22 protein-coding genes are annotated in these 23,196 nt (G+C 67.7%); 4 read left to right on the forward strand and 18 right to left on the reverse strand.

Translation table 11 applies throughout. The features are described from left to right. The first annotated feature begins 53 nt into the window (after window positions 1-53). A complete protein-coding gene (gene katG / locus LZ605_RS09790) occupies window positions 54-2,291 on the forward strand; it encodes a catalase/peroxidase HPI (RefSeq protein ID WP_249844662.1) in 2,238 nt (745 codons plus the stop codon). Window positions 2,292-2,427: 136 nt separating this feature from the next. Here the strand turns inward: katG and LZ605_RS09795 are convergent, their stop codons facing one another. The 3 genes from LZ605_RS09795 to LZ605_RS09805 form a co-directional block, all read right to left on the reverse strand. Continuing rightward, window positions 2,428-3,621: a glycoside hydrolase family 5 protein gene (locus tag LZ605_RS09795; RefSeq protein WP_249844663.1), complete on the reverse strand. Its 1,194-nt coding sequence runs from the start codon at window positions 3,619-3,621 to the stop codon at window positions 2,428-2,430. 78 nt (window positions 3,622-3,699) lie between these two features. Next, complete coding sequence (locus tag LZ605_RS09800; protein WP_107230245.1) at window positions 3,700-4,107, reverse strand: RNA-binding S4 domain-containing protein; 408 nt, start codon at window positions 4,105-4,107, stop codon at window positions 3,700-3,702. Between the two features lie 9 nt (window positions 4,108-4,116). Next, window positions 4,117-4,356 carry a hypothetical protein gene (locus LZ605_RS09805; RefSeq protein ID WP_249844664.1) on the reverse strand — a complete coding sequence of 80 codons (240 nt, stop codon included), beginning with the start codon at window positions 4,354-4,356 and terminating at the stop codon, window positions 4,117-4,119. Between the two features lie 62 nt (window positions 4,357-4,418). Here LZ605_RS09805 and LZ605_RS09810 point away from each other — a divergent pair, with 62 nt between their 5' ends. Next, entirely contained in the window at window positions 4,419-5,879 is a 1,461-nt protein-coding gene (locus LZ605_RS09810) for an MATE family efflux transporter (RefSeq protein WP_107230243.1), read from the forward strand. 19 nt (window positions 5,880-5,898) lie between these two features. Here LZ605_RS09810 and LZ605_RS09815 read toward each other — a convergent pair whose 3' ends face one another. The 11 genes from LZ605_RS09815 to ffh all read right to left on the reverse strand — a co-directional run bounded on the left by LZ605_RS09815 (window position 5,899) and on the right by ffh (window position 13,471). After that, window positions 5,899-6,306, reverse strand: coding sequence for a DUF1801 domain-containing protein (locus LZ605_RS09815; protein ID WP_249844665.1), 408 nt, complete (start codon window positions 6,304-6,306; stop codon window positions 5,899-5,901). Between the two features lie 38 nt (window positions 6,307-6,344). Further along, window positions 6,345-6,779, reverse strand: coding sequence for a DUF1801 domain-containing protein (locus tag LZ605_RS09820; RefSeq protein ID WP_249844666.1), 435 nt, complete (start codon window positions 6,777-6,779; stop codon window positions 6,345-6,347). Window positions 6,780-6,858: 79 nt separating this feature from the next. Then, the gene (locus LZ605_RS09825; RefSeq protein WP_249844667.1) at window positions 6,859-7,239 is read right to left on the reverse strand and encodes a DUF6404 family protein; all 381 of its coding nucleotides are present in this window, start codon (window positions 7,237-7,239) and stop codon (window positions 6,859-6,861) included. 82 nt (window positions 7,240-7,321) lie between these two features. After that, on the reverse strand, window positions 7,322-7,723 hold the full coding sequence (rplS, locus tag LZ605_RS09830; protein ID WP_005408597.1) for a 50S ribosomal protein L19: 402 nt from the start codon (window positions 7,721-7,723) through the stop codon (window positions 7,322-7,324). Between the two features lie 154 nt (window positions 7,724-7,877). Continuing rightward, window positions 7,878-8,636 carry a tRNA (guanosine(37)-N1)-methyltransferase TrmD gene (gene trmD / locus LZ605_RS09835; RefSeq protein ID WP_249844895.1) on the reverse strand — a complete coding sequence of 253 codons (759 nt, stop codon included), beginning with the start codon at window positions 8,634-8,636 and terminating at the stop codon, window positions 7,878-7,880. A gap of 8 nt (window positions 8,637-8,644) precedes the next feature. Next, window positions 8,645-9,157 carry a ribosome maturation factor RimM gene (gene rimM, locus LZ605_RS09840; RefSeq protein ID WP_049431209.1) on the reverse strand — a complete coding sequence of 171 codons (513 nt, stop codon included), beginning with the start codon at window positions 9,155-9,157 and terminating at the stop codon, window positions 8,645-8,647. A 44-nt stretch (window positions 9,158-9,201) separates the two neighbouring features. Continuing rightward, window positions 9,202-9,462, reverse strand: coding sequence for a 30S ribosomal protein S16 (rpsP, locus tag LZ605_RS09845; protein WP_005415733.1), 261 nt, complete (start codon window positions 9,460-9,462; stop codon window positions 9,202-9,204). A gap of 99 nt (window positions 9,463-9,561) precedes the next feature. Beyond that, the gene (locus LZ605_RS09850; protein ID WP_249844668.1) at window positions 9,562-10,374 is read right to left on the reverse strand and encodes an aminotransferase class IV family protein; all 813 of its coding nucleotides are present in this window, start codon (window positions 10,372-10,374) and stop codon (window positions 9,562-9,564) included. Beyond that, window positions 10,371-11,447, reverse strand: coding sequence for an NAD(P)H-dependent flavin oxidoreductase (locus LZ605_RS09855; protein ID WP_249844669.1), 1,077 nt, complete (start codon window positions 11,445-11,447; stop codon window positions 10,371-10,373). The genes LZ605_RS09850 and LZ605_RS09855 overlap by 4 nt, the downstream gene beginning before the upstream one ends. 117 nt (window positions 11,448-11,564) lie before the next feature. After that, window positions 11,565-11,999, reverse strand: coding sequence for a hypothetical protein (locus LZ605_RS09860; RefSeq protein WP_249844670.1), 435 nt, complete (start codon window positions 11,997-11,999; stop codon window positions 11,565-11,567). Between the two features lie 95 nt (window positions 12,000-12,094). Further along, complete coding sequence (ffh, locus tag LZ605_RS09865) at window positions 12,095-13,471, reverse strand: signal recognition particle protein (protein WP_014036403.1); 1,377 nt, start codon at window positions 13,469-13,471, stop codon at window positions 12,095-12,097. A gap of 122 nt (window positions 13,472-13,593) precedes the next feature. Here ffh and LZ605_RS09870 point away from each other — a divergent pair, with 122 nt between their 5' ends. After that, the gene (locus LZ605_RS09870) at window positions 13,594-14,388 is read left to right on the forward strand and encodes a cytochrome C assembly family protein (protein WP_249844671.1); all 795 of its coding nucleotides are present in this window, start codon (window positions 13,594-13,596) and stop codon (window positions 14,386-14,388) included. A 91-nt stretch (window positions 14,389-14,479) separates the two neighbouring features. Here the strand turns inward: LZ605_RS09870 and LZ605_RS09875 are convergent, their stop codons facing one another. The 4 genes from LZ605_RS09875 to radA all read right to left on the reverse strand — a co-directional run bounded on the left by LZ605_RS09875 (window position 14,480) and on the right by radA (window position 20,835). Continuing rightward, window positions 14,480-14,944 (reverse strand): YbjP/YqhG family protein, encoded by a 465-nt coding sequence (locus LZ605_RS09875; RefSeq protein WP_249844672.1) that lies wholly within the window; start codon window positions 14,942-14,944, stop codon window positions 14,480-14,482. A gap of 94 nt (window positions 14,945-15,038) precedes the next feature. After that, on the reverse strand, window positions 15,039-17,345 hold the full coding sequence (locus LZ605_RS09880; RefSeq protein WP_249844673.1) for a tetratricopeptide repeat protein: 2,307 nt from the start codon (window positions 17,343-17,345) through the stop codon (window positions 15,039-15,041). A 48-nt stretch (window positions 17,346-17,393) separates the two neighbouring features. Continuing rightward, window positions 17,394-19,250 (reverse strand): ATP-binding protein, encoded by a 1,857-nt coding sequence (locus tag LZ605_RS09885; protein WP_249844674.1) that lies wholly within the window; start codon window positions 19,248-19,250, stop codon window positions 17,394-17,396. Window positions 19,251-19,458: 208 nt separating this feature from the next. Further along, a complete protein-coding gene (gene radA / locus LZ605_RS09890; RefSeq protein ID WP_249844675.1) occupies window positions 19,459-20,835 on the reverse strand; it encodes a DNA repair protein RadA in 1,377 nt (458 codons plus the stop codon). 149 nt (window positions 20,836-20,984) lie between these two features. On the opposite strand from radA, the gene LZ605_RS09895 reads away from it, so the two are divergent. Continuing rightward, window positions 20,985-23,042: a putative bifunctional diguanylate cyclase/phosphodiesterase gene (locus LZ605_RS09895; RefSeq protein ID WP_249844676.1), complete on the forward strand. Its 2,058-nt coding sequence runs from the start codon at window positions 20,985-20,987 to the stop codon at window positions 23,040-23,042. Window positions 23,043-23,196: the final 154 nt, after the last annotated feature.

Here is a 23,196-nt window from a genome sequence, read left to right on the forward strand (position 1 = left end):
GGTGGTCAGGCCTCCCCCGATTCCACCTTTCGCCAGTCCACAGGTAGAGACCCATGAAAAGCGAAGCGAAGTGCCCGTTCAACCATGCCGTCATCGGCGACGCGACGACCAACCGCGACTGGTGGCCGAACCAGTTGCGCGTGGACCTGCTCAACCAGCATTCGGCGCGCTCCAACCCGCTCGATGCCGGCTTCGATTACGCCAAGGCGTTCAAGGGGCTGGACTACGCTGCGCTGAAGGCGGACCTGAAGGCGCTGATGACCGATTCGCAGGACTGGTGGCCGGCTGACTTCGGGCACTACGGTGGCCTGTTCATCCGCATGGCCTGGCACAGTGCCGGCACCTACCGCATCGGCGACGGCCGTGGCGGCGGCGGCCGTGGCCAGCAACGCTTCGCACCGCTCAACAGCTGGCCGGACAATGTCAGCCTGGACAAGGCCCGGCGCCTGCTGTGGCCGATCAAGCAGAAGTACGGCCAGGCCATTTCCTGGGCCGATCTGCTCATCCTCACCGGCAACGTCGCGCTGGAATCGATGGGGTTCAAGACGTTGGGCTTCGCCGGCGGCCGCCGCGACACCTGGGAGCCGGACCAGGATGTCTACTGGGGCCGCGAGACCACCTGGCTGGGCGGCGACGTGCGCTACAAGCATGGCTCGGAAGGCGTTGAAGAGAACCATGGCGTGCTGGTGTCCGATGACGACGCCGATGGCGACGTGCACTCGCGCAAGCTGGAAAACCCGCTGGCTGCGGTGCAGATGGGCCTGATCTACGTCAATCCGGAAGGCCCGGATGGCAACCCGGATCCGGTGCTGGCCGCGCATGACATCCGCGATACCTTCGGCCGCATGGCCATGGACGACGAGGAGACCGTCGCGCTGATCGCCGGTGGCCACAGCTTCGGCAAGACCCACGGTGCCGGCCCGGCCGACAACGTCGGCAAGGAACCCGAAGCCGCCGGCCTGGAAAACCAGGGGCTGGGCTGGGCCAGCAGCTTCCGTAGCGGCAAGGGCGGCGATGCCATCACCAGCGGCCTGGAAGTGACCTGGACGCGTACCCCGGCGCAGTGGAGCCACGACTTCTTCGAAATCCTGTTCGGCAACGAGTGGGAACTGAGCAAGAGCCCGGCCGGTGCGCACCAGTGGGTGGCCAAGAATGCCGACGCGGTGATTCCCGACGCGCACGATCCGTCGAAGAAGCACCGCCCCACCATGCTCACCACCGACCTGTCACTGCGCATGGATCCGGCCTACGAAAAGATCTCGCGCCGTTTCCTCGCCGAGCCGCAGGCCTTCGCCGATGCCTTCGCCCGCGCATGGTTCAAGCTGACCCACCGCGACATGGGCCCGCGCGCGCGTTACCTCGGCCCGGAAATTCCCGCCGAACAGTTCATCTGGCAGGACCCGCTGCCGGAAGCACAGCACCCGCTGATCGATGCCAGGGACATCGCCGCACTGAAGCAGCAGATCGCCGCAGCGGGCCTGAGCGTAGCCGAGCTGGTCTCCACCGCATGGGCGTCGGCCTCGACCTTCCGTGGTTCGGACAAGCGCGGCGGCGCCAATGGTGCACGCATCCGCCTGGCGCCGCAGAAGGACTGGGCGGTGAACCAGCCGCAGCAGCTGGCCAAGGTGCTGGCCGCGCTGGAGAAGGTGCAGGCCAGCTTCAATGCCGGCGGCAAGCACGTCTCACTGGCCGATCTGATCGTGCTGGCCGGTGGCGTGGGTGTCGAACAGGCCGCCAAGGCCGGTGGTCATGAGGTCAGCGTGCCGTTCACCCCGGGCCGCACCGATGCCAGCCAGGAACAGACCGATGTCGAATCGTTCGCGGTGCTGGAACCGGCCGCCGATGGCTTCCGCAATTACCTGAAGGGCGCCTACAGCGTGCCGGGTGAGGCGCTGCTGATCGACAAGGCACAGCTGCTTACGCTGACCGCGCCGGAGATGACCGCACTGGTCGGCGGCCTGCGCGTGCTAGGTGCCAATGCCGACGGCGGCAAGCACGGCGTGTTCACCGCGCGCCCGGGCACGCTCAGCAACGACTTCTTCGTCAACCTGCTGGACATGGGCACGCAGTGGAAGGCCACCGGCCGTGAAAGCTACGAAGGCCGTGACCGCAACGACGGTGCTGCACGCTGGACCGGTACCCGCGCCGACCTGGTGTTCGGTTCCAATGCGGTGCTGCGCGCACTGGCCGAGGTCTATGCCAGCGCCGATGGCGAGAAGAAGTTCGTGCAGGATTTCATCGCCGCCTGGACCCGGGTGATGGAGCTGGACCGCTACGACCTGCACGGTTGACGTGCCTCGGTAGGTGCCAACCTTGGTTGGCACACCCAATCGCCCACCAAGGTGGGCGACTACCAGAGCGATCCGACGGCGGCCATGAACCGGTAGATGCCAACCTTGGTTGGCATGCGGCGCAGCGGCGGCGTTCTCAACGCGCCCCGTCTTTCAACCGTTGCAGGATCGGCGCGAACAGCGGCGCCTGCATCGAACGCGGTGGCTGCACAGGCTCACCCTTCTCCACCGCCTGCCAGTACGAGCCCGGCAGCGCCGTGTCGCCCAGCTCATAGTCCATGCCGTCCCAACCATCTTCGCGGAAGGCGTAGAACGCCCAGTGAACCCGCTGCTGCTCGGCCACGGCCAGCACGTCGCGCAGATAGCGGGCACAGTCCGGCCAGCGCCGCATGCAGCCGAACTCACCGATTACCATGCGGTTGGCGCCGATGCCGTGGGTCCTGGCCCAGTTCATCGGCTGCTGCAGGTACGCCTGCACGCGCGCGGCATCCCAGCGTTCACTGTGCTCACCGAACGGCACCAGGCCCGGATACCGGTACGGCGTGGCGCGCTTCTGGTTCGGCGCACTGGTCGCCGCATACGGCTCGTACATGTGCACGCTGTAGAGCAGCCGGGTATCGGCCAACGGCGCTGGCCAGTAGTTGAATCCATCGGCGGCGGCATACCAGCCCGCATCCAGCATCAACGGCATGTCCGCATCGACCTCGCGGATGCTGGCGATCAGCGCCGAGTAGAAGCGGCGCAGATCGCGCGGACCGTCCTGCACACCGGCATACCACTGCCGCATGGCATCGGTCGAGGCATGTTCGGCCAGGCCTGCACCGTACTCCGGCACCGGCTCATTGATCAGATTGTAGGCCGCCAGCGCGGGATGCCCCTTCAATGCCGTGGCCAGGTCATGCCAGAAGCGCTGCGCAGGCAGATGGTTGTCCATCGACTGCCACAGCCGCTGGTCGACCACGCCATTGTTCTTCTGCTTCCAGCGCAGCAGGGGCAGCGACAACGGCACCAGTACCACCTTCAGGCCCGAGGCATTGGCGTCATCCAGCGCACGCCGCAGGATGGCCACGTCGGCCTGCACCAGCCCCTGATAGCGATCGGCATCGCCCATCAGGAAGTCGCGGCCGCCGGCACTTTTCCACTTGTCCGGGCTCAGCCGGACCCAGGTCGCGCCGGTATCCCGCAGCGCCTGGAAGTAGGCACGGTCAGGCGGGTTCTCGTTGAAGCTGTTGCCACCGCGCTGCGGCGTATCCCAGAAGGTGATGTCGGCGGCGAACACCGGGGCAGCGGTGGCGAGGGCCAGGCACAACAGGCAATGGCGCAGCAACATGGCGATCTTCCATGACAGGAACACCCGACCCTGCCCGATGCAGACCCAATGATGGCTGACCGGAACCCTGCCGGCGCGTCACAGCGCGTCGATGTCACCCAGGGCGCGGATCAATCGCCGCGCACGCTTGTCCGGTTTGTGCTCCGGCGGCTGGAACCCGTCACGAGCGGCCATGCGCAGCGCCCGCTGTTCGGCGCGCCGGGCCCTGGAGGCCTCGCTCTCGGCATACAGCTGCTGCGCCACCGGTGCCGGGCCGCGCTGATCGCTCAGGCCCAGCACCTGGATCTCGAAATGCTCCTCGCCGCGATCCACCTGCAGCTGCTCGCCCACGCGCACCGCGCGCGAGGATTTCGGGCGCTGCCCGGCCACGCTGACCTTGCCGGTTTCGATGGCCTGCTTGGCCAGGCTGCGGGTCTTGAAAAAACGGGCCGCCCACAACCAGATGTCCAGGCGGACACTGGGCGACAGCGGGGAAAGCTCGGGCATGTGGCGAAACTACTCCGGTGGCTTGTTCAAAGGACGCGGATTTTCCGGGTCGACACGGCAGCCGGTGCCACCGATCAAGGGCCGCACGCCGGACGCCAGATCCTGGCGCTGGCTGCCCACCAGGCATTCGGGTCGGTCGGTCGGCCGGATCTGGGTATCACCCAACCGGTCGTCCATCGAACATGCGGCCAGTACGGCGCCGATCAAGGCCAGCACTACGCGCCACGTCACCTGCAGTCGTTGATGCATTGCCACATCCCGCAAACCGGCTTGGTGCTAGTGTGCGCCTCCCGGGATTCGATCACCACTCCATGGCCAAAGCGCCGCTTGACCTGACCTCCGGCCCGATCGGCCGCAGTCTCCTGCTGTTCTCCCTGCCGATCCTGGCAGGCAACATCGCGCAGTCGCTGAACGGCTCGGTGAACGCGGTCTGGGTGGGGCGCTTCCTTGGCGAGGCGGCGCTGACCGCCACCGCGAACGCCAACAACATCATGTTCTTCCTGATCGGCTCGGTGTTCGGCTTCGGCATGGCCTCCACCATCCTGATCGGCCAGGCCATGGGTGCGCGCGACATCGCCCAGGCGCGGCGTGTGGTCGGCACCAGCGCCACGTTCTTCATCGGGCTGTCGGTGATCATCGCCATCGCCGGCTGGTTCATGGCCCACCCGCTGCTGGCCGCGATGGGCACGCCGGCCGCCTCGTTGCCCCTGGCCGAGGCCTACCTGCAGATCATCTTCCTGGCGATGCCGACGCTGTATGCGTTCGCCTTCCTTACTGCCGCGCTGCGCGGTGCCGGTGATTCGCGCACGCCGTTCCGCTTCCTGATGGTGTCGGTGGTCCTGGACATCGTGCTCAACCCCCTGCTGATCTTCGGCGTGGGCCCGCTGCCTGCGCTCGGCATCGCCGGCTCGGCCTGGGCCACCCTGGTCGCGCAGACGCTGTCACTGGCCGGCCTGCTGCTGTACATGCGGCACAAGCGCCACAGCCTGTGGCTGGGCCGTGCCGACATGCACCTGTTCAAGCTCGACCTGACCATCCTCAAGGCGCTGGTGGTGAAGGGCGTGCCGATGGGCTTCCAGATGGTGCTGATCTCGCTGTCGATCATCCTGTTGATGACCATGGTCAACCAGTACGGCACCGACACCGCCGCCGGTTATGGCGCTGCGCTGCAGCTGTGGAACTACCTGCAGATGCCGGCGATGGCGATCGGCGCCGCCTGTTCGTCGATGGCCGCGCAGAACGTCGGCGCGCAGCGCTGGGACCGCGTGCGCGGCACCGCGCGCCAGGGCGTGCTGTTCAACTTCCTGCTGACCGGTGCGCTGATCCTGCCGCTGGTGGTGTTCGACCGGCAGCTGTTGGCCCTGTTCCTGCCGCCGGCCAGCCAGGCGCTGGAGACGGCCCGGCACCTGAATCACGTGGTGATCGGCTCGTTCCTGTTCTTCGGCGTCAGCTTCGTGATCTCCGGCGTTGTGCGCTCTACCGGCGCGGTGATCGCCCCGCTGCTGATCCTGGCTGCGTCGCTGTGGGGCGTGCGCGTGCCGTTCGCCGAACTGCTGCAGCCCTACTGGGGCGCCGATGCGATCTGGTGGAGTTTCCCGGTCAGTTCGCTGGTCTCGATGCTGCTCTCGCTGGCCTATTACCGTTGGGGCGGTTGGCGCAAGGCAAAGATGATGGGCGCCCCGTCGCACGCCGAAGAGCTGGCCACGCCCTCGGAAATCCCCGCCTGCCCGCCCTCGCCGGTGGCCGACCCGGATGCCGCACCGCCACGGTAGTGCCCGCCACTGGCCGGCGCTACCGCTTCTTCTTTGCCGCGTTGTACTTCGCTGCTTCACGCAGCAAGGCCTTCAACGCAGGCGCATTGGGCATCGCGCCTTCATGGATGTCGATTGCGCGCCGGGTGTTGCCGTCCAGGCTGGCGTTGAACAGGCCCTTCGGGTCCGGCAGCGCGGCGCCGTGGGCGAAGGTGAGTTTCACCGCCTGCTTGTAGGTTTCGCCGGTGCACAGGATGCCGTCCTGCTCCCACACCGGCGTGCCGCGCCACTTCCACGTTTCCTGCACGTCCGGCAGTGCTTCATGGATCAGCGCACGCACGCGTGCCAGTGTTTCGCCGCGCCAGTCAGCCAGCTCGGCAATCCGTGCATCGATCAGTTCGGCGGCCGGTGTGCCGGCATCGGCAGGGTTGGGCGCATGGGTGGCCATCGGGGGCTCTCGTCGGCAAGGGGATGGGAATGTCGGGGTTACATCTGCTCTCCGGGCAGCGCGGCCGACTGCCGCACCCAGTCGAGGAACTGCGCTTCATCCAGCGGCGCATCTTCGGCGATGTGCAGGTAGCGGGTGTCGGCACTGCGTGACGACTCGGGCGGCACCGGCGTCAGTGTCGTGCCGCGGAAGAACGCCACCTTGATGTAGCGGGTGAAGCAGTGGAAGCTGAGGAACCAGCCCGCGCCCGGCGCAACCGCATACATCGGCGAGTTCCATTTCACGGCTTTGTGCACGCCCGGAACGGCCTGGCCGAGCAGCGCATCCAGCTGCACACCGATCGGCCGCTTCCAGCCGGGCATCGCGGCGATATAGGCCTGCACGGGAGCATCGCCCTCGCCCTTGGCGATCTGCGGGTTGCCGCCGGACAGCAGCCTGGGCACGGCGGCCGGTGCGGTTCGCTTGGCAGGCATCGCACGGCACCTCCATCGGGATGAGGCTGCAGACTAGCGCGGTCCGCGCCTGGCGGTCACGGCGCGGCGCGCCATCGGCTCAGTCCGCGCGCCGGGTCCGGAACTGCCGCCAGTCCGGCAGCTTGCGGTGGCGGCGCAGCGACCGCATCAGCGCCGCCATCACCACACCGAACAGGACGCCGGCCAACAGACCGGCCGCCAGCAGCAGCGCCAGCGGGCGCTCGCTGCCCTGCCACAGCATCAGCCACATCAGGGCGGTCCAGAACAGCCCGAACAGCAGGCCCTGCACCAGCGCGTTGGTCGCAAAACCGGCCAGGATCGGCGGCGGCAGCACAATGCCCAGGCGCCACAGCAGGCGATGCAGCAGCGGCGCCGACTGCGCACGCGCCAGCCCCCTGCCGTCGAGGAAGCGCAGCGCCGACTGGATCACGACGGGATAGCGCGGATTGATGTCGTTCATGGCCTGATCGTGGCCGATGCGATGCCGGAAACGCAAACGGCCACCCGAAGGTGGCCGTCGCGGCAACAACCGAAGTTGTTTATCAGGCCTTTTCGGCCAGACGGGCAGCCTTGGCGGCAGCAGCGGCAGCCAGGTCTTCCTTGATGCGGGCAGCCTTGCCTTCCAGGCCACGCAGGTAGTACAGCTTGCCGGCGCGGACCTTACCACGACGCTTCACTTCGACCGAGTCGATGATGGCGCTGTGGGTCTGGAACACGCGCTCGACGCCGTAGCCGTGCGAGATCTTGCGCACGGTGAACGAGGAGTTCAGGCCGGCGTTCTTGGTGGCGATGACAACGCCTTCGTAGGCCTGCACGCGCTCGCGGCTGCCTTCCTTCACCTTCACGTTGACGACAACGGTGTCGCCCTGGCTGAACTTCGGCAGTTCACGGGTGATCTGGGCGGATTCGAATTCCGCGACGATGGACTTGTTCAGCTTGCTCATGGGTTACACCGATTCTTGTTCGGGTGGGCGTGTCGTATCGACAACGTAGGCTCATGCAGTCACCGGACTGTGCTGCACGTTTGTTTTGGGTACTGCGCACGCCGGCCGGGGCCGACGGGAATTGGCCATCATAGCCGATAAAGCCAGCCTTGCGCTAGGGGCTGGCCTTCTGTTTGCGGGCCTGGCGGCCCTGTTCCAGCAGTTTGCGGTCGGCCTTGCCCAGCGCCTGTTCATCCAGCAGGTCCGGGCGCCTCTCGGCGGTACGGACCAGCGACTGCTGGCGACGCCAGGCGGCGATGGCCGCATGGTTGCCCGAGCGCAGCACGTCCGGCACGTCACCCAGCGGGTGCTGGGCCGGCTGGCTGTAGTGCGGGCAGTCGAGCAGGCCCAGGTCCCCCTCGAAGCTGTCCTGGGCTGCCGATTCGGCGTCATTCAGGGCCCCGTCCTGCAGGCGGGCCACGGCGTCGATGATCACCGCCGCACCCAGTTCGCCACCGGACAGCACGTAGTCGCCGAGGGAAATCTCCTCGTCGACGTTGGCCCCCAGGAAACGCTCGTCGATGCCTTCATAACGGCCGCAGAGCAGGACCATGCGCGGCAATGCCGCCAGTTCCCGCACCTTGGCCTGGGTCAACGGCGCCCCCTGTGGGCTGAGGTAGATCACCCGCGCCGGGGTCGGATCGGCCTCGCGGATCGCCTGCAGGCAGGCCTGCAGCGGCTCGATCAGCATCACCATGCCCGGGCCACCACCGAACGGACGGTCATCCACCCGGCGATAGTTGCCTTCGGCGTAATCACGGGGGTTCCAGCCATGCAGGCTGAACAGCCCCTTCTCCTGCGCGCGCCCGACCACGCCCAGTCCAGCGGACTGGGCGAGGAACTCGGGGAACAGGGTGATGACGTCGAAACGCATGCTCACGCTCAGAACTCGGGATCCCAGTCGACCACGACCAGGTTGGCCTCGAAGTCGACCGACTTGACGAAGTCCGGCTGCACGAACGGAATCATCCGCTCGCGGTCACCGCGGACCACCACCACGTCATTGGCGCCGGTGCTGAACAGATGCGAGACCTGGCCCAGGGCAACGCCCTCGGTGGTCTTCACATCCAGGCCTTCCAGATCCACCCAGTAGTATTCGTCGGGTTTCGGCGGCGGCAAGGCACTGCGCGCCACATAGATCTCGGTGCCGCGCATCGCTTCGACCGCATCACGGTCCTCAACGCCGGGGAAACGGGCGACCAGGTGCTTGCCGCTGTCGCGGCCACGCACACCTTCAATCGTGGTTTCCACGCCGGACGGGCTGCGCACGATCCACGGCTGGTAACGGAAAATGGCGGAACGTGGCTCGGTCCAGGACTCGAGCTTGATCTCGCCGCGCACACCAAAAGCGCCGACAACCCTGCCCAGCAGGATGCGGCGCTCGATATCTTTCATCTGCTTCAACCAAGAGGGCCACGCCGAAGCGTGGCCCGTCAGGATCAGGCCGCAGCGGCCTGGGACTTGGTCGCTTCCTTGATCAGGTTGCGGACCTTGTCGGTCGGCTGAGCGCCGTTCTTGACCCAATGGTCAACGCGGGCCAGGTCCAGCTCGATGCGCTTCTCGGCGCCCTGGGCGACCGGGTTGTAGAAGCCAACGCGCTCGATGTTGCGGCCGTCGCGCGCGCTGCGCACGTCGGTGACGATGATGTGGTAGAACGGACGCTTCTTGGCGCCGCCGCGGGTCAGTCGAATCTTGACCATGGTGTTTTTCCTATTGCCCAGTCGCCAGGATGGCGAGGTAAGCGGGCGATTATAGCGGCAGAGCCGGGCCGAGCCAACCCCAGGCACCTGCTCCCGGGGTCAGAGCCCTTTTGCCGCGCAAAAGGGCTCTGACCCCAGCGCGTCCCACGGCACGCCCGCCAGTACCGCCCTGCCCTGTTCAGCCAGCGCCTGCGACCCCGGCAGCACCCGCCCGTCGATGGCGTCCAGCGCCCACAGGCCGCTGGCGTTGCAGGCAAAGGCCGCCTTCACACCGGCCAGCGCCGCTCGCGGCAGCGGCCGGGTTACCTGCGGACCGGGCCAATGCTGCTTCAGCAGGCTTTCGGCCGTACCGCGCAGGGCAGGCGCGCGCGGCCAGAGCAGCTGATGGCCGTCGTGCACGGCCAGGTTCCAGGTCGTGCCTTCGCTGATGCAGTCATCGCTGCCGACCAGCAGGGCATCGTCGAAGCCCTCGGCCAGCGCCGCCCGACGCTGCGCGAACAGCCCAAACGTACCCACGTGCTTGATCTGCGGCAGTTCGCGCTGCCAGGCCACGCTGCGCACACGCTTCGGTGCACTCAGCGTCACCGGCGCGGACACCGCCACCAGCACATCCACCGGCACCTCAGCCAGCGGATTGCGGAAATCGAAGTGGCGCGAATACACGGTCACCCGCAGCGAGGCATCGGCCTGACCTGACTGTCGCACTGCCAGCGCCATCCATGCCTGCACCTGCGCCGCGTCCAGCTCGCTGCCGAACAGTTCACGCGTTGCCTGTGACAGCCGCGCCAGATGCAGGTCCAGACCCTGCGCGGCATGGCCACGCACCTGCAGGGAAGTGAAGTGACCGTAGTTCACCAGCGCCGGCAGCAGGTCCTCGACCCGTGCCGGCTGGCCGTTGCAGGTTACCGTCATCGCAGCAGCGCCTGCGCCTGTTCCCACATGCCACGCAGCACCTCGGCTGCCGGTCGTGCCGGCGCCATCCACGCCGACTGCCCGGCCCAGGCCTGCATCGCCGCCAGTTCATTGCGCTGCGCCGCTTGCTTGCGCATCGGCGCGGTCAGCCCGCGCTGCACCGGGTACGGGCGTGGCGCGGGGGCGCCTTCGGCGGCGGCCGCGCGCACATAGGCCGTGGCCAGACCACGACCCAGGCGCCCACTGAAGGCGCGGGTCGGCCAGGTGTCTTCCGGTTCGCTGGCGGCCAGCCCATCGGCCCAGGCCGAGGCAATGGCCGCTTCGGGCGTGCGCAGGAAAGCGGTGCCGATCTGCACCGCACTGGCCCCCAACGCAAGCGCTGCAGCGATGCCGCGACCGTCGGCAATGCCGCCGGCGGCAATCACCGGAATCTGCAGGTGATCGGCCAACCGCGGCAGCAGCGCGAACAATCCCACCAGCTGGCGTTCGGCCATCGCCGGGTCGAACGAACCACGGTGACCGCCCGCCTCCACGCCCTGCGCCACGACGGCATCTGCACCCGCATCCTGCGCTGCGCGCGCCTCGGACAGCGTGGTCGCGCAGGCAATCCAGGCGATGCCGGCGTCCTTCAGTTGCTGCACGTAGCGTGGCTGCAGCACGCCCATGATGGTCGAGGCCACCGCCGGGCGCGCGGCCAGCAGCGCGGCGAACTGTTCGTCGAAATCGGCGGGCGTGGCGTCGGCAGCACTGGCCGGCACGTCCGGACCCCACTGCGCGAGGAAGGCGCGACTGGCGGCCTCGGCGGCGACATCGCGGGTCGGTGCGGGGTCCGGCAGCCACAGGTTCACCTGCGCCGGGCCGGTCGAAGCGGCGCGGAAATCGTCCATCCAGCGCCCGATGTCGGCCGATGACGACAGCACCGCGCCCATCGCGCCCATGCTGCCAGCATTGGCCAGTGCGGCCGACAACGGCACCGGGCAGGCGCCGGCCATCGGTGCCAACAGGATCGGGACGGAAACGTCAAAGCGCCGGCAGAACGCCTCGACGCGGGAAGTTACAGCGGAGCTCTGCATGACGGCCCATCGTTTCGGACAGGCCCCCATGGTGCGCGCAGGACAGGGGTAGAGTCGAGCTTGCTCGACACTACGGGGGCAGGCCGATGCGCGCGGCGCGTACCGCTCGCCGCCGGCTCAGCGTGCCGCCACCGCGTAGGTGCGCACCAGCTGGCTGTCCATTTCCTCATTGAACTGGAAGGTCACGTAGCGCGCATCATCAGCGGCAAACTCCGCCTCAGCCGATGCCCGGCCGATCTCGGTACCGTCGGCGTCCAGCGCGCGGGCCACCAGCTTGCCCTTGAAGGCCTTGTCGGCCACCACGTACACCGCCGCTTCCTTGGAACCCATGCCACGGCTCTTGCCCAGGGTGACGGTCAAGCCGCGTGCGGCCAGGCCCGGATCAGCCTGAAGCGTCACATTCATGCGCTTGTCCACGCCCTCGCCCAGGCCTGCGACGAAATCGGCCGCCGTGCCACTGATGGCACTGCCCGCCTTCTGCGACACCGAGGTGTCGTCCTTGCATGCGGTCAGGCCCAGGGCCAGGACCGTCACCACGATCACTTTGTTCATGAACATTCCTTTGTCAGATACGGCAGGCAGTCAAGCAATACGGGCCGTGGCATGCAAGTGCCGATCCCGGCACCTGCGCCCTGCCCTCGCGCCGGTCAACGGAACGGCATACCACGGCCGCCCATGGCGCCCATCATGCCCTTCATGCTGCGCAACATGCCCTTCATGCCGCCGCCAGCCATCTTGCTCATCATCTTTTCCATCTGCATGTACTGCTTCATCAGCTTGTTGACGTCGGCCGGAGTCACGCCCGAGCCCTTGGCGATGCGCGCACGGCGCGAGCCGTTCAGCAGGTTCGGATTGCGCCGTTCCTTCTTGGTCATCGAACCGATGATGGCGATCATGCGCGGCACTTCCTTGCCCTGGCTGACCTGCTGCTTCAGATGGTCCGGGATGTTGCCCAGACCCGGCAGCTTGTCCATCAGGCCGCCGATGCCGCCCATGTTCTGCATCTGCTCCAGCTGGTCACGCATGTCGTTCAGGTCGAACTTCTTGCCCTTGGCGACCTTCTCGGCCAGCTTGGCGGCCTTGTCCTTGTCGACCTGCTGCTCGACCTGCTCGACCAGCGACAGCACGTCGCCCATGTCCAGGATGCGGCTGGCGATACGGTCCGGATGGAACACATCCAGACCTTCCGGCTTTTCGCTGACACCGACGAACTTGATCGGCTTGCCGGTGATGTAGCGCACGCTCAGCGCGGCACCACCACGGGCGTCACCGTCGGTCTTGGTCAGCACCACACCAGTCAGCGGCAGCGCATCGCCGAACGCCTTGGCGGTGTTGGCCGCGTCCTGGCCGGTCATGGCATCGACCACGAACAGCGTTTCAGCCGGGTTGACCGCCGCATGCAGGGCCTTGATCTCGGCCATCATCGCTTCGTCGATGGCCAGGCGGCCGGCGGTATCGACCAGCAGCACGTCGACGAACGACTTGCGCGCATCGTCGATGGCGGCGCGCACGATGGCCTCCGGCTTCTGGTCGGCGCTGGACGGGAAGAACAGCACGCCGACCTGCTCGGCCAGGGTCTTCAGCTGCTCGATCGCGGCCGGACGGTAAACGTCGGCCGAGACCACCATCACCTTCTTCTTGCGCTTTTCCTTCAGGTGCTTGGCCAGCTTGCCCACGGTGGTGGTTTTGCCGGCGCCCTGCAGGCCGGCCATCAGGATGATGGCCGGGGCCGGAACATTCAGGTTCAGGTCGCTGGCTTCGGCGCCCATCACCGCGGTCAGCTCGTCGCGCACGACCTTGATCAGCGCCTGGCCCGGGGTCAGCGACTTCAGCACTTCCTGGCCGACCGCGCGCACCTTGATGCGCTCGATCAGGGCCTGCACCACCGGCAGCGCGACATCGGCCTCAAGCAGCGCGATGCGGACTTCGCGGGTCGCCTCGCGGATGTTCTCCTCGGTCAGGCGGCCACGGCCACGCAGGCGCTCGATGGTGCCGGAAAGGCGCTGGGTCAGGGACTCGAACATGCGGCGCAACCTGTCTGAAAGCGGGGGACAATAAGGCAGACAGTATAGCGGGTCCGCCCCGCCGCCCGCGCCGCGACGCCGCGGCCGTCGCCACCACGGCGGGGGTATGCGAAACTGCAACGATGACAATCGTTCTCATCGCCGTCCTGCTGTACCTGGCTGCCAGTGCCCTGCTGGTGCGGGCGCTCGGCCGCGATGAAACCGCCGGCTCGCCGATCTGGCTGTGGCCGGCCCTTCCGGCGATGCTGCTGCATGGCGGCTACCACGTGATGGTGGCGATGCGTACCAGCGGCGGCCCGGACATGCATTTCTTCGCCGCGTTGTCGCTGGTCGGTCTGGGCATGGCGTGGCTGACCTCGCTGGTCGGTGCGCGCGGGCGGATGTCGGCGCTGGGGGTGGTGGTGTTCCCGCTGGCCGCCGCCCTGCTGCTGGCCTACCACGGCTATGGCCACGAACCGAGCAAGGTCCTGGGCTGGCGCCTGGCCAGCCATGCCTGGCTGGCGCTGCTGGCCTACGCCACGCTGAGCATTGCGGCGCTGCTGGCGATCATGCTGTGGCTGCAGGAACGCGCCCTGCGCCGCCGCGAGTTCCGCCCGTGGCTGCGCGCCCTGCCGCCACTGGCCGACCTGGAATCGCTGCTGTTCCGGGTGATCACCGTGGGTTTCGCGCTGCTGACCCTGACCCTGGTCACCGGCGTGCTGTTCGTCGATGACCTGCTGGCGCAGAAGCTGGTGCACAAGACCGTGCTGAGCGTGCTGTCGTGGATCGTGTTCGGCGTGCTGCTGATCGGTCGCCGCCGCTACGGCTGGCGAGGCATGAAAGCCGTGCACTGGACACTGGCAGCGATGCTGTTGCTGCTGCTGGCGTTCTTCGGCAGCCAGTTCGTGATCGAGCTGGTGTTCGGGCATACGCGATAGAGGCGTGCCGACCAACGGTCGGCACCCACCCCGGTAGTGCCGGCCGCGGGCCGGCAATTGGACAGCACCATGCGTGGATGCCGTAGGCGGTTCAGGGCACCGGCTGCGCCAGGATCTTCCGCACCGAACGGCCGCTGTTGGTGCGGATGTCATCGACCTGCCAGCACCCCTGGCCTTGGCGCACCATCGACAACCGGGTCACGTAGGCAGCCTTCCACACCGAGTACCGCATTTCGACCTGGCCGGTAGCCGCCGAAGTCTCTTTCCAGCTGTAGCGCACCGGGCTGTCGATGTCGCCGTCCTGCGCATCCAGCCACGGGTCCGAATCGATCGTGCAGATGCCTTCCTCGCGCTGCTGGCAAACACGCTCACCGCGCAGCGCCTTGCCGAAGGCCGCGCTGACCAGCGCCGGCGGCGGCGCCAGCAGATCACCATTGCCGGACGTCGCCTCGTAGAAGGCGCGGGCCACAGCCGCAGGCTCCTGGCAGGCAGGTACAGCCTGTACGGCCGGCGCCAGCAGCAGGCCGGCGATCATCAACATCCCTGTCTTTCGCATTGCGTTCGTCCTTGAGGTAGTGCCGGCCGCTGGCCGGCCATTGCAGATATCCAAGGGGCTGCCGGCCAGCGGCCGGCACCACCCGATACCAGGATTACAGCCCGTAGCGCTCGATCACATCCAAGTGCGGCTGGCGGTCCTGGTCGCAGGCCTCGGCCAGGCGCAGCCAGCAGTGCGGATGCGGCCAGTCCGCGGTGGCCTGCTGCAGGAAACGGTGCAGCGCCAGCGGCGCATGGTCCTGCGGCTGGGCGACCGTGAACAACAGGCCGGGCAGCGTTCCATCTGGCTCATCCGGGTCAGTCACCGTGTAGTCGGCGCGGCTGTGCGACCACACCTGCCAACCCTGTGCCTCGGCCGATTCGACCAGCGCGTTCCAGGCGTCCTCGCCCGGGTGCGCGCCATCGATCAGCCAGCTGCGGGCGAAACCGCCCCGCTCCAGCACATGCACCTGCGCGTAGGTCGGGATGAAGTGCTGGCGCGCCTCTTCCTCCTCCGGCGCCGGATGCACCAGGGCGGCATCGAACACCACCCAGTCGCCGACCTGCTGGGCGCGGTTGGCCGGTGCGTTCTCGACGATGCGCGCGGTCACCGGGCCAGTGCGCCGGGCGTAGTACTCCATCGGCTCGCCCTCCTCTTCGCTGCGGATGATCACCCAGCCCCAGGGCTCCTCGACAACCCCCTCCTGGCTGGACAGCTCCATGCCGATGGCCGCCGCCGAGCGACGTACCGCATCCCAGTCGCGCGCCGCGCTGGCCGCGCTCATGTGATCCCAGTGGGCGGCGTTGGGGTCTTCCAGCAGCTCCACCAGCTGTGCGTAGCAGGCCTGCGCCTCGCTGAAGCGCCCGGTCTCCATGTACATGCGTGCCAGCGTGCCACGCGCGCCGTTCGACCCCGGCGACAGCGCCAGCAGCGCCTGAGCTGCCTGCTCCAGCGCCGGCCAGTCGGACACACGGCGCGCACGCTGCACCTCGCACCAGTGCGCGAACACCGGCACGCTGCCGCGGTAAGCATCGGCCAGCTGGCGCAGGCCCTCGTCGTCGCCCTGCTCGGCCAGCCAGCGCATCAGCGTATAGGCGGCCGCGCCATCTTCCTGCAGATGTGCCCGCACGAACCGCCACAGCAACGCGCGGGCTTCGGCCTGCGCGCCGCACGCATTGAGTGCCGAGGCCGCCATTTCGGCCAGCGCCTCATCGTCAGGACACTTCGCATGCGCCTGCAGCAACCACTGCGCCTCGCGCTCGGGGTCCCGTGCCTGGCTCTGTTCGCCCTGCGCACCCAGCCAGGCCAGCAGCTCGGTGGCCGGCACCGGCAGCGGCGCCGCTTCCGGCAAGGCCTCAATGCGTGCGGCCAGGCCGGCCACCAGCGCCGCCGCACCGCGGTCCTGGCGCAGCTGCGCCAGATGGGTACGGGCCAGTTCCAGCTGACGCTGCGCCACCCAGCGCGCGCCACGCTGCAGGGCCAGCTCCAGGCTCAGTGCCGCCACCTCGATCAGCAGGCGGTGCGAACCGACCCGGGCGAAGTGCTCGATGATGGTGTTGAAGCGGGTACCCAGATCCCAGGTATTGCGCTGCGGATCGCGCTGGCACAGTGCAGCGGCCGTGTTGGCCCACAACCGCCAGTAGGTCGGGGTCAGTTCGCTCCACGGCACCAGCTGCTGCAGTGCTTCTTCGTCGCGTCCGAGCTGGGCCAGCGCCCAGGCCTTGGACAGACGGCGCGGCACCGTGCAGTTGGCCGGCTCGTACTCACCGGATGCGGCCACTTCGGCTTCGCGCTTCTCGATCAACGCCAACGCTTCTTCGGCACGGCCCATGCCGAGCAGGATCTTGATCTGCATCTCCGGGAAGCTGTCGAACACTTCCTTGCCGCAGGCCTCGATCGCGTCGGACTGCACCTGCAGGTACGCCAGTGCATCCTGGCCACGGCCATCATCGAGCAGCGCATCGGCCTTCTCGCAGCTCAGGCACTGGAAGCAGGCCCAGCTCGGGTCGATGCGCGCCAGCGTTTCATCGCACACCTCGATGCGCTCGGGCACCCAGCCCGGGCCGTCGATGTTGCCGTAGCAGGCGGCCAGATCCTGGGTCACGCAGATCGACTGCGGGCACTCCAGCGTATCCTCGCGATGCGCACGTTCGAACAGCGCGACCGCCTCGCCCAGCGCACTCTCACCCTCGACGCGGTTGCCGACGCGGTTGCGCAGCGCCCAGTGGCCGACGTAGACGTCGACCCACGGATTGTCCAGCGCCTTGCCCAGCGCGCGCGCTTCCGGCAGCAGAGCGTCGACGCGATCGACGTGCAGCTCGCTCACCTCGTCGGCGAGCCGGTTCAGCAGGTGCGCATTCTGCGCCTGGCCGGCCTGGCGCAGGTCGCCCTGCAGTTTTTCAACCCAGTTCCAGATGTCCACGGGGTCATTGCTCCTGTCTAGCGAAGGCTGGATGAGAAGGTGCGGTGCTCAGCGCAGCATCTGCTGCAGGGCACCGGCGATATCGGTAAAGGCGCCGTTGAGATCCGGGCCGGGCGTGGCTGCCGCACGTGCCAGCGGGCGCCCCTGCGCGGCGACGATGATCTTCAGCGAGCGCAGCAGGCGCGCCGCCGCTTCGGCCTGTGGATGGCCCTCGCGCTGTGCGCGCAGCAGCGCCTGCACCGCGGGATTATCGAGGTTGAGGTACAGCCGCGACGGTGCACGCGACTCGATTCGCGCGGTGAACTGCCGGGCCAGGCGCAGGGCCGCCATCGACACCCGCTTGTCGTTCTCGTCGTCTTCCAGGCGCTGCTTCAGTTCGGCCTCGCGGTCGGGCACCACCACCACCGGCAGCGCCTCGGGGCTGAAGCGCGCCGGCAGCAGTTGTTCGCCGTCACCGAGCTGCTCACGCAGCCAGGCCAGCTGGGTTTCGTCGAGGCTGTCGTCGCTGCGGAACAGCGCGCGGTTGCCCTGCTCGGTGCCCAGTTCCACCAGGCGCAGGCCCTTGGCCTGGGCCCAGCGGCGCAGGAACGGCACCACCGCGTAGCGATGGCCGTGTGCTACCGGCACGCCCATCGCGCGGAACAGCATTTCCTCGAAACCGCCACCGTTGTCGAGAATCACGTGCACGGCGCCACGAGCCGGCAACGTGCTGGCCGGCAGGTCGCCCTGCGAAGTCGGCACGCGCACATGCTCCATCAGCAGCTCGAACAGGCGGTCATCACACAGGGCGGCGCCCAGCAATGCCTCGTTGTGACGGGTCAGCACCCGCCGCCATGCTTCCGGCTGCTGCCGCGCAACGTCGGCCAGGCCATCGATGAGCGCTTCCAGCAACGCATGCTGCACTGCGCGGTACTGGTCATCGCGCTGCAGATCCTCGCGGCTCGCCGTCGGCGTCAGCCGCGAGGATTCGATCACCCCACCGATGAAACCAGCCCACGGCGGCAGCAGATCGCGTGCGTCATCGTCCAGCAGCATGCCGCGCACGAACACCGACAGGTTGCGGTTGTCGCTGGTGCCATAGGTGGCGCCATCCTGCACCCACAGCAGGCCGGTGGCATCACTGACGCCGTCGGCGCGCAGCGGCACGGTGACGATCGGTTCGAAATCGTGCTCGAAGCGCGCAGCGAACTGCAGCGCCTGCCGCCGTGCCTGCACCGGATGCAGGGCCACCTCGCCCTGGCCACGCCATGGCGGCGGTTCCGGGTTGAGCGCCTCGGCCGCACCACCGATGAAAATCGGCTCGGACAGCAGCGCGCAGTAGCGGCCCAGCACCTCGTGCAGGCGCGCCTCGTTGGCCAGCGGCACGAAATCCGGATGCAGCTCCAGCTCCACTTCGGTGCCAACTGCACGCGCCGGCACTTCGCTGACGGTGTACTGCTCGGCGTTGCTGGACACGTACAGGTGCCCCTGCTCCGGCGTCTGGTAGGAGGTGGTGCGCACACTGACGCGGCGCGCCAGCACGAACGCCGAGAGGAAACCGAGGCCGAACATGCCGATCAGGCCTTCATCGTCCTCGCCGCCCTGGCGCAGGCCACGGGTATAGCCGACGCCGACGGTGGCCAGGTAGTCGTGGATTTCCTGGCGGGTCAGGCCAGCACCGGTATCGGTGATGCGCAGCACGCCCGCACCGGCATCGACCTGCACCGAGATGCGCGAAGGCACCTCGGTACCGGGTTGCTCGATGCGCCGGCGGATGATCGAGTCGTGCGCGTTCTGCACCAGCTCGCGCAGGGCCACCACCGGGGTGGAATACAGGTGCTTGCCCAGCACCGTCATCAATCCATTGAGATCAACCCCGGCACGACGGATTTCGGCGTTGGGGGCAATGAGCGCGGTGTCCTGCATGTAATCGGTTACTCCTGGGCACGGAAAGACACCAGAGGGCGTCTTCGTCGAGCGGGAAAAACTAGCACAGTGAAGCTGACCGTTACTGCATTGGACACGTGTAGATCCGAGCCGATGCTCGGCTGCTGTTCGCTCTTTGTAGAGTCGAGCCATGCTCGACTGCTGTTTGACCACCAGTCGAGCATGGCTCGGCTCCACAGGACCGGTGTTACGCCGCGTCGATGGCCTCGGACAGGCGCTCCACCGCGATCACCTCCATGCCCTTCACCGAGCCGCCCTTGGGCGCATTGGCCTTGGGCACGATGGCGCGCTTGAAACCATGGGTGGCGGCCTCGCGCAGGCGGTCTTCACCATTGGGCACCGGGCGGATCTCGCCGGACAGGCCGACCTCACCGAAGGCGATGGTCTTTTCCGCCAGCGGACGGTCCTGCAGCGAGGACAGCACGGCCAACAGCACCGGCAGGTCGGCGGCGGTCTCCTGCACCCGGATGCCACCGACCACGTTGACGAACACGTCTTGGTCACCGACCAGTACGCCGCCGTGGCGATGCAGCACCGCCAGCAGCATGGCCAACCGGTTCTGCTCCAGGCCAACGGCGACACGGCGCGGGTTCGACAGCGGCGAGGCATCGACCAGCGCCTGTACTTCCACCAACAGCGGGCGGGTGCCCTCGCGGGTGACCATCACGCAGCTGCCGGGCTGATGGGTACTGCCACCGGACAGGAAGATCGCCGAGGGATTGGAGACCTCCTTCAGGCCCTTGTCGCCCATCGCGAACACGCCCAGCTCATTGACCGCACCGAAGCGGTTCTTGAACGCACGCAACAGGCGGAACCGGCTACCGCTCTCCCCTTCGAAGTACAGCACCGCATCGACCATGTGCTCCAGCACGCGCGGGCCGGCGATGCCGCCCTCCTTGGTGACGTGACCGACCAGGAATACCGCAGTACCGGTCTCCTTGGCGAAGCGCACCAGCCGCGCCGCGCTCTCGCGCACCTGGCTGACCGAGCCGGGCGCGGCAGTCAGGCTCTCGGTCCACAGGGTCTGCACCGAGTCGGCCACGATCAGCCGCGGGCCGGCCTTGGAGGCGTGCTGCAGGATCGATTCGACGCCGGTCTCGGCCAAGGCATTGACGCCATCCAGCGGCAGCTCCAGCCGGTGCGCGCGACCGGCCACCTGCGCCAGCGACTCCTCGCCGGTCACATACAGCACCGGCAGTTCGGCCGCCATCTTCGCCACCGCCTGCAGCAGCAGGGTGGACTTGCCGATGCCCGGATCGCCACCCACCAGCACCACCGCGCCTTCCACCAGGCCGCCGCCGAGCACCCGGTCGAATTCACCAATGCCGGTGCTGACCCGGCGATGCTCGGTCTGCTCGACATCCTTCAGCGCGGTGATCTTCGGCGGATCGATCTTGCCTGCCCAGCCGGCCCGTCGCGAGGCCGGCGCCTTGGCTGCGGCGGCGCTTTCCAGGACGATCTCCGACAGCGAATTCCAGGCATTGCACTCGGCGCACTGGCCCTGCCATTTACTGTACTCGGCGCCGCATTCATTGCAGACGTAGGCGGTACGGGCTTTTGCCATCGGATGATTTCCAGCAACGGGAACAGGCGTGGCAGGATAGCCGAGCCTGGTCGCAGCTGCTGCGACCGCTAAAGTCCCGCCCACCCGCGCCGATAGCGGTCGCGGGCGTGTGCCTTGCGGCCGCCCCTTCCTTTCCCACTGGATTCAACATGACTGGCAGTTACAGTCAGAGCCTGGTCGCCATCTCACTGCTGGTGGCCATTCTTGCCTCGTACACCGCGCTGGACATGGCCGGCCGCCTGGCCACCGCTGAAGGCCGCGTGGCGCGCTGGTGGCTGGCCGGCGGTGCCGCCGCGATGGGCCTGGGCATCTGGTCCATGCACTTCATCGGCATGCTGGCCTTCAGTCTGCCGATTCCGGTGGGCTACGACCTGGCCATCACCCTGTACTCGCTGGCGGTGTCGATCGGCGCCTCGGCCTACGCCTTGTGGCTGGTCTCGCGCCCCAGCCTGCCCTGGCGCCACCTGATGGCGGGCGCGGTGTTGATGGGCCTGGGGATCGCCGCCATGCACTACCTGGGCATGGCGGCGATGCGCATGCAGCCCGGCATCGACTACCACCCCGGCTGGTTCGCCGCATCCATCGCGGTGGCCATCGGCGCGGCCGGCGCCGCGCTGTGGATCGCCTTCCGTCTGCGCGCCGAGCAGCGCAACACGCTGCGGCTGCGCCTGCTGGCATCACTGCTGATGGGCCTGGCCATCGTCGGCATGCACTACACCGGCATGGCCGCCGCGCGCTTCCCGCAAGGCAGCATCTGCGGCGCGGTCGGCAGCGGCGCAATCGACACCCGCTGGCTGGCGATGCTGGTGATCGTGACCACCGTGGCGACCCTCGGCATCGCGCTGGTGGCCTCGCTGTTCGACCGGCAGATGCGTGTGCGCACCGGCCTGCTGGCCGACTCACTGGCCCATGCCAACGACAAGCTGATCCAGGCCGCGCTGCATGACCCGCTGACCCAGCTGCCCAACCGCATGCTGCTGCAGGACCGTATCGAGCAGGCCATCGAGAAGGCACGCCGGCGGCAGCACGCCGTGGCGGTGATGTTCTGCGATCTGGACGGCTTCAAGGCGGTCAACGATGTCTATGGCCACCAGCTCGGCGACCGCCTGCTGGTGGCCGTGGCCGAACGCATCGGCAGCCAGCTGCGGCCACAGGACACCTTCGCCCGCCTGGGCGGCGACGAGTTCGTGATCGTGCTGGCCATCGACACGCCCGATGACGCGGTGGTGGTGGCCGAGCGCATCATCGCCGCCGCCGGCGAACCGTTCACGCTGGACGCCGCCGAACTGCAGGTCAGCGCCAGCCTGGGCATCGCGCTGTATCCGGACGATGCCAGCAATGAGCGCGAGCTGATGGCCCACGCCGACGCGGCGATGTACCACACCAAGGAGACCGGCCGTAACGGCTATACCTTCTTCACTCCCTTGATGCAGCTCAGTGCCAACCGGCAGCTGCGCCTGCTGCAGGACCTGCGCAAGGCGATCGCACGCGGCGAACTGGTGCTGCACTACCAGCCCAAGTTCCCGGCCGCCGGCGCCCCGGCCACCGGCGCCGAGGCCCTGCTGCGCTGGCAGCACCCGGAACTGGGCCTGCTGGCGCCGGACGTGTTCATTCCCATCGCCGAGCGCAGTGGCCTGATCCTGCCGATCGGCGACTGGGTGCTGGACCGCGCCTGTGCGCAGCTGCGCGCATGGCACGACGCCGGGCATGGGGAATGGACGATGGCGGTGAACCTGTCGCCCCTGCAGTTCGCCTCGCCGGCGCTGCTGGACAGCGTGCGCGAGGCGCTGCAGCGGCATCGCATCGAACCGGCGCGACTGACACTGGAGATCACCGAGACCACCGCGATGAAGGATGTGGACGCCAGCCTGGCGATCCTCAATGACCTGACCGCGATGGGCGTGCACATTGCCATCGATGATTTCGGTACCGGTTATTCCAGCCTTCTGTACCTCAAGCGCATGCCGGCCACCGAACTGAAGATCGACCGCGCGTTCGTGCACGATCTGGAATGCAATGCCGAAGATGCCGCCATCGTCTCCTCGATCATCGCACTGGGCCGCACCCTGCAGCTGCAGGTGGTGGCCGAGGGCGTGGAGACGCAGGCGCAGCGTGAGTACCTGAGCGCGCTGGGCTGCGACCAGCTGCAGGGCTACCACCTGGGCCGGCCGATGGAAGCCGAAGAGTTCCTGCGCCGGGTCGGGTGAGGTTTTGTGTTGGGGTCAGATCCCTTGCCGCAGGCAAGGGATCTGACCCCATCCACGCATGGCGTGGATCTATCGGTAGAGCCGGCCGCTGGCCGGCTTCCCGCATTTGCCGGCCAGCGGCCAGCACTACCCGTCCACAGGAAAACAAAAAGGC

The organism is Stenotrophomonas maltophilia, from assembly GCF_023518235.1.
Classification (GTDB): Bacteria; Pseudomonadota; Gammaproteobacteria; order Xanthomonadales; family Xanthomonadaceae; genus Stenotrophomonas.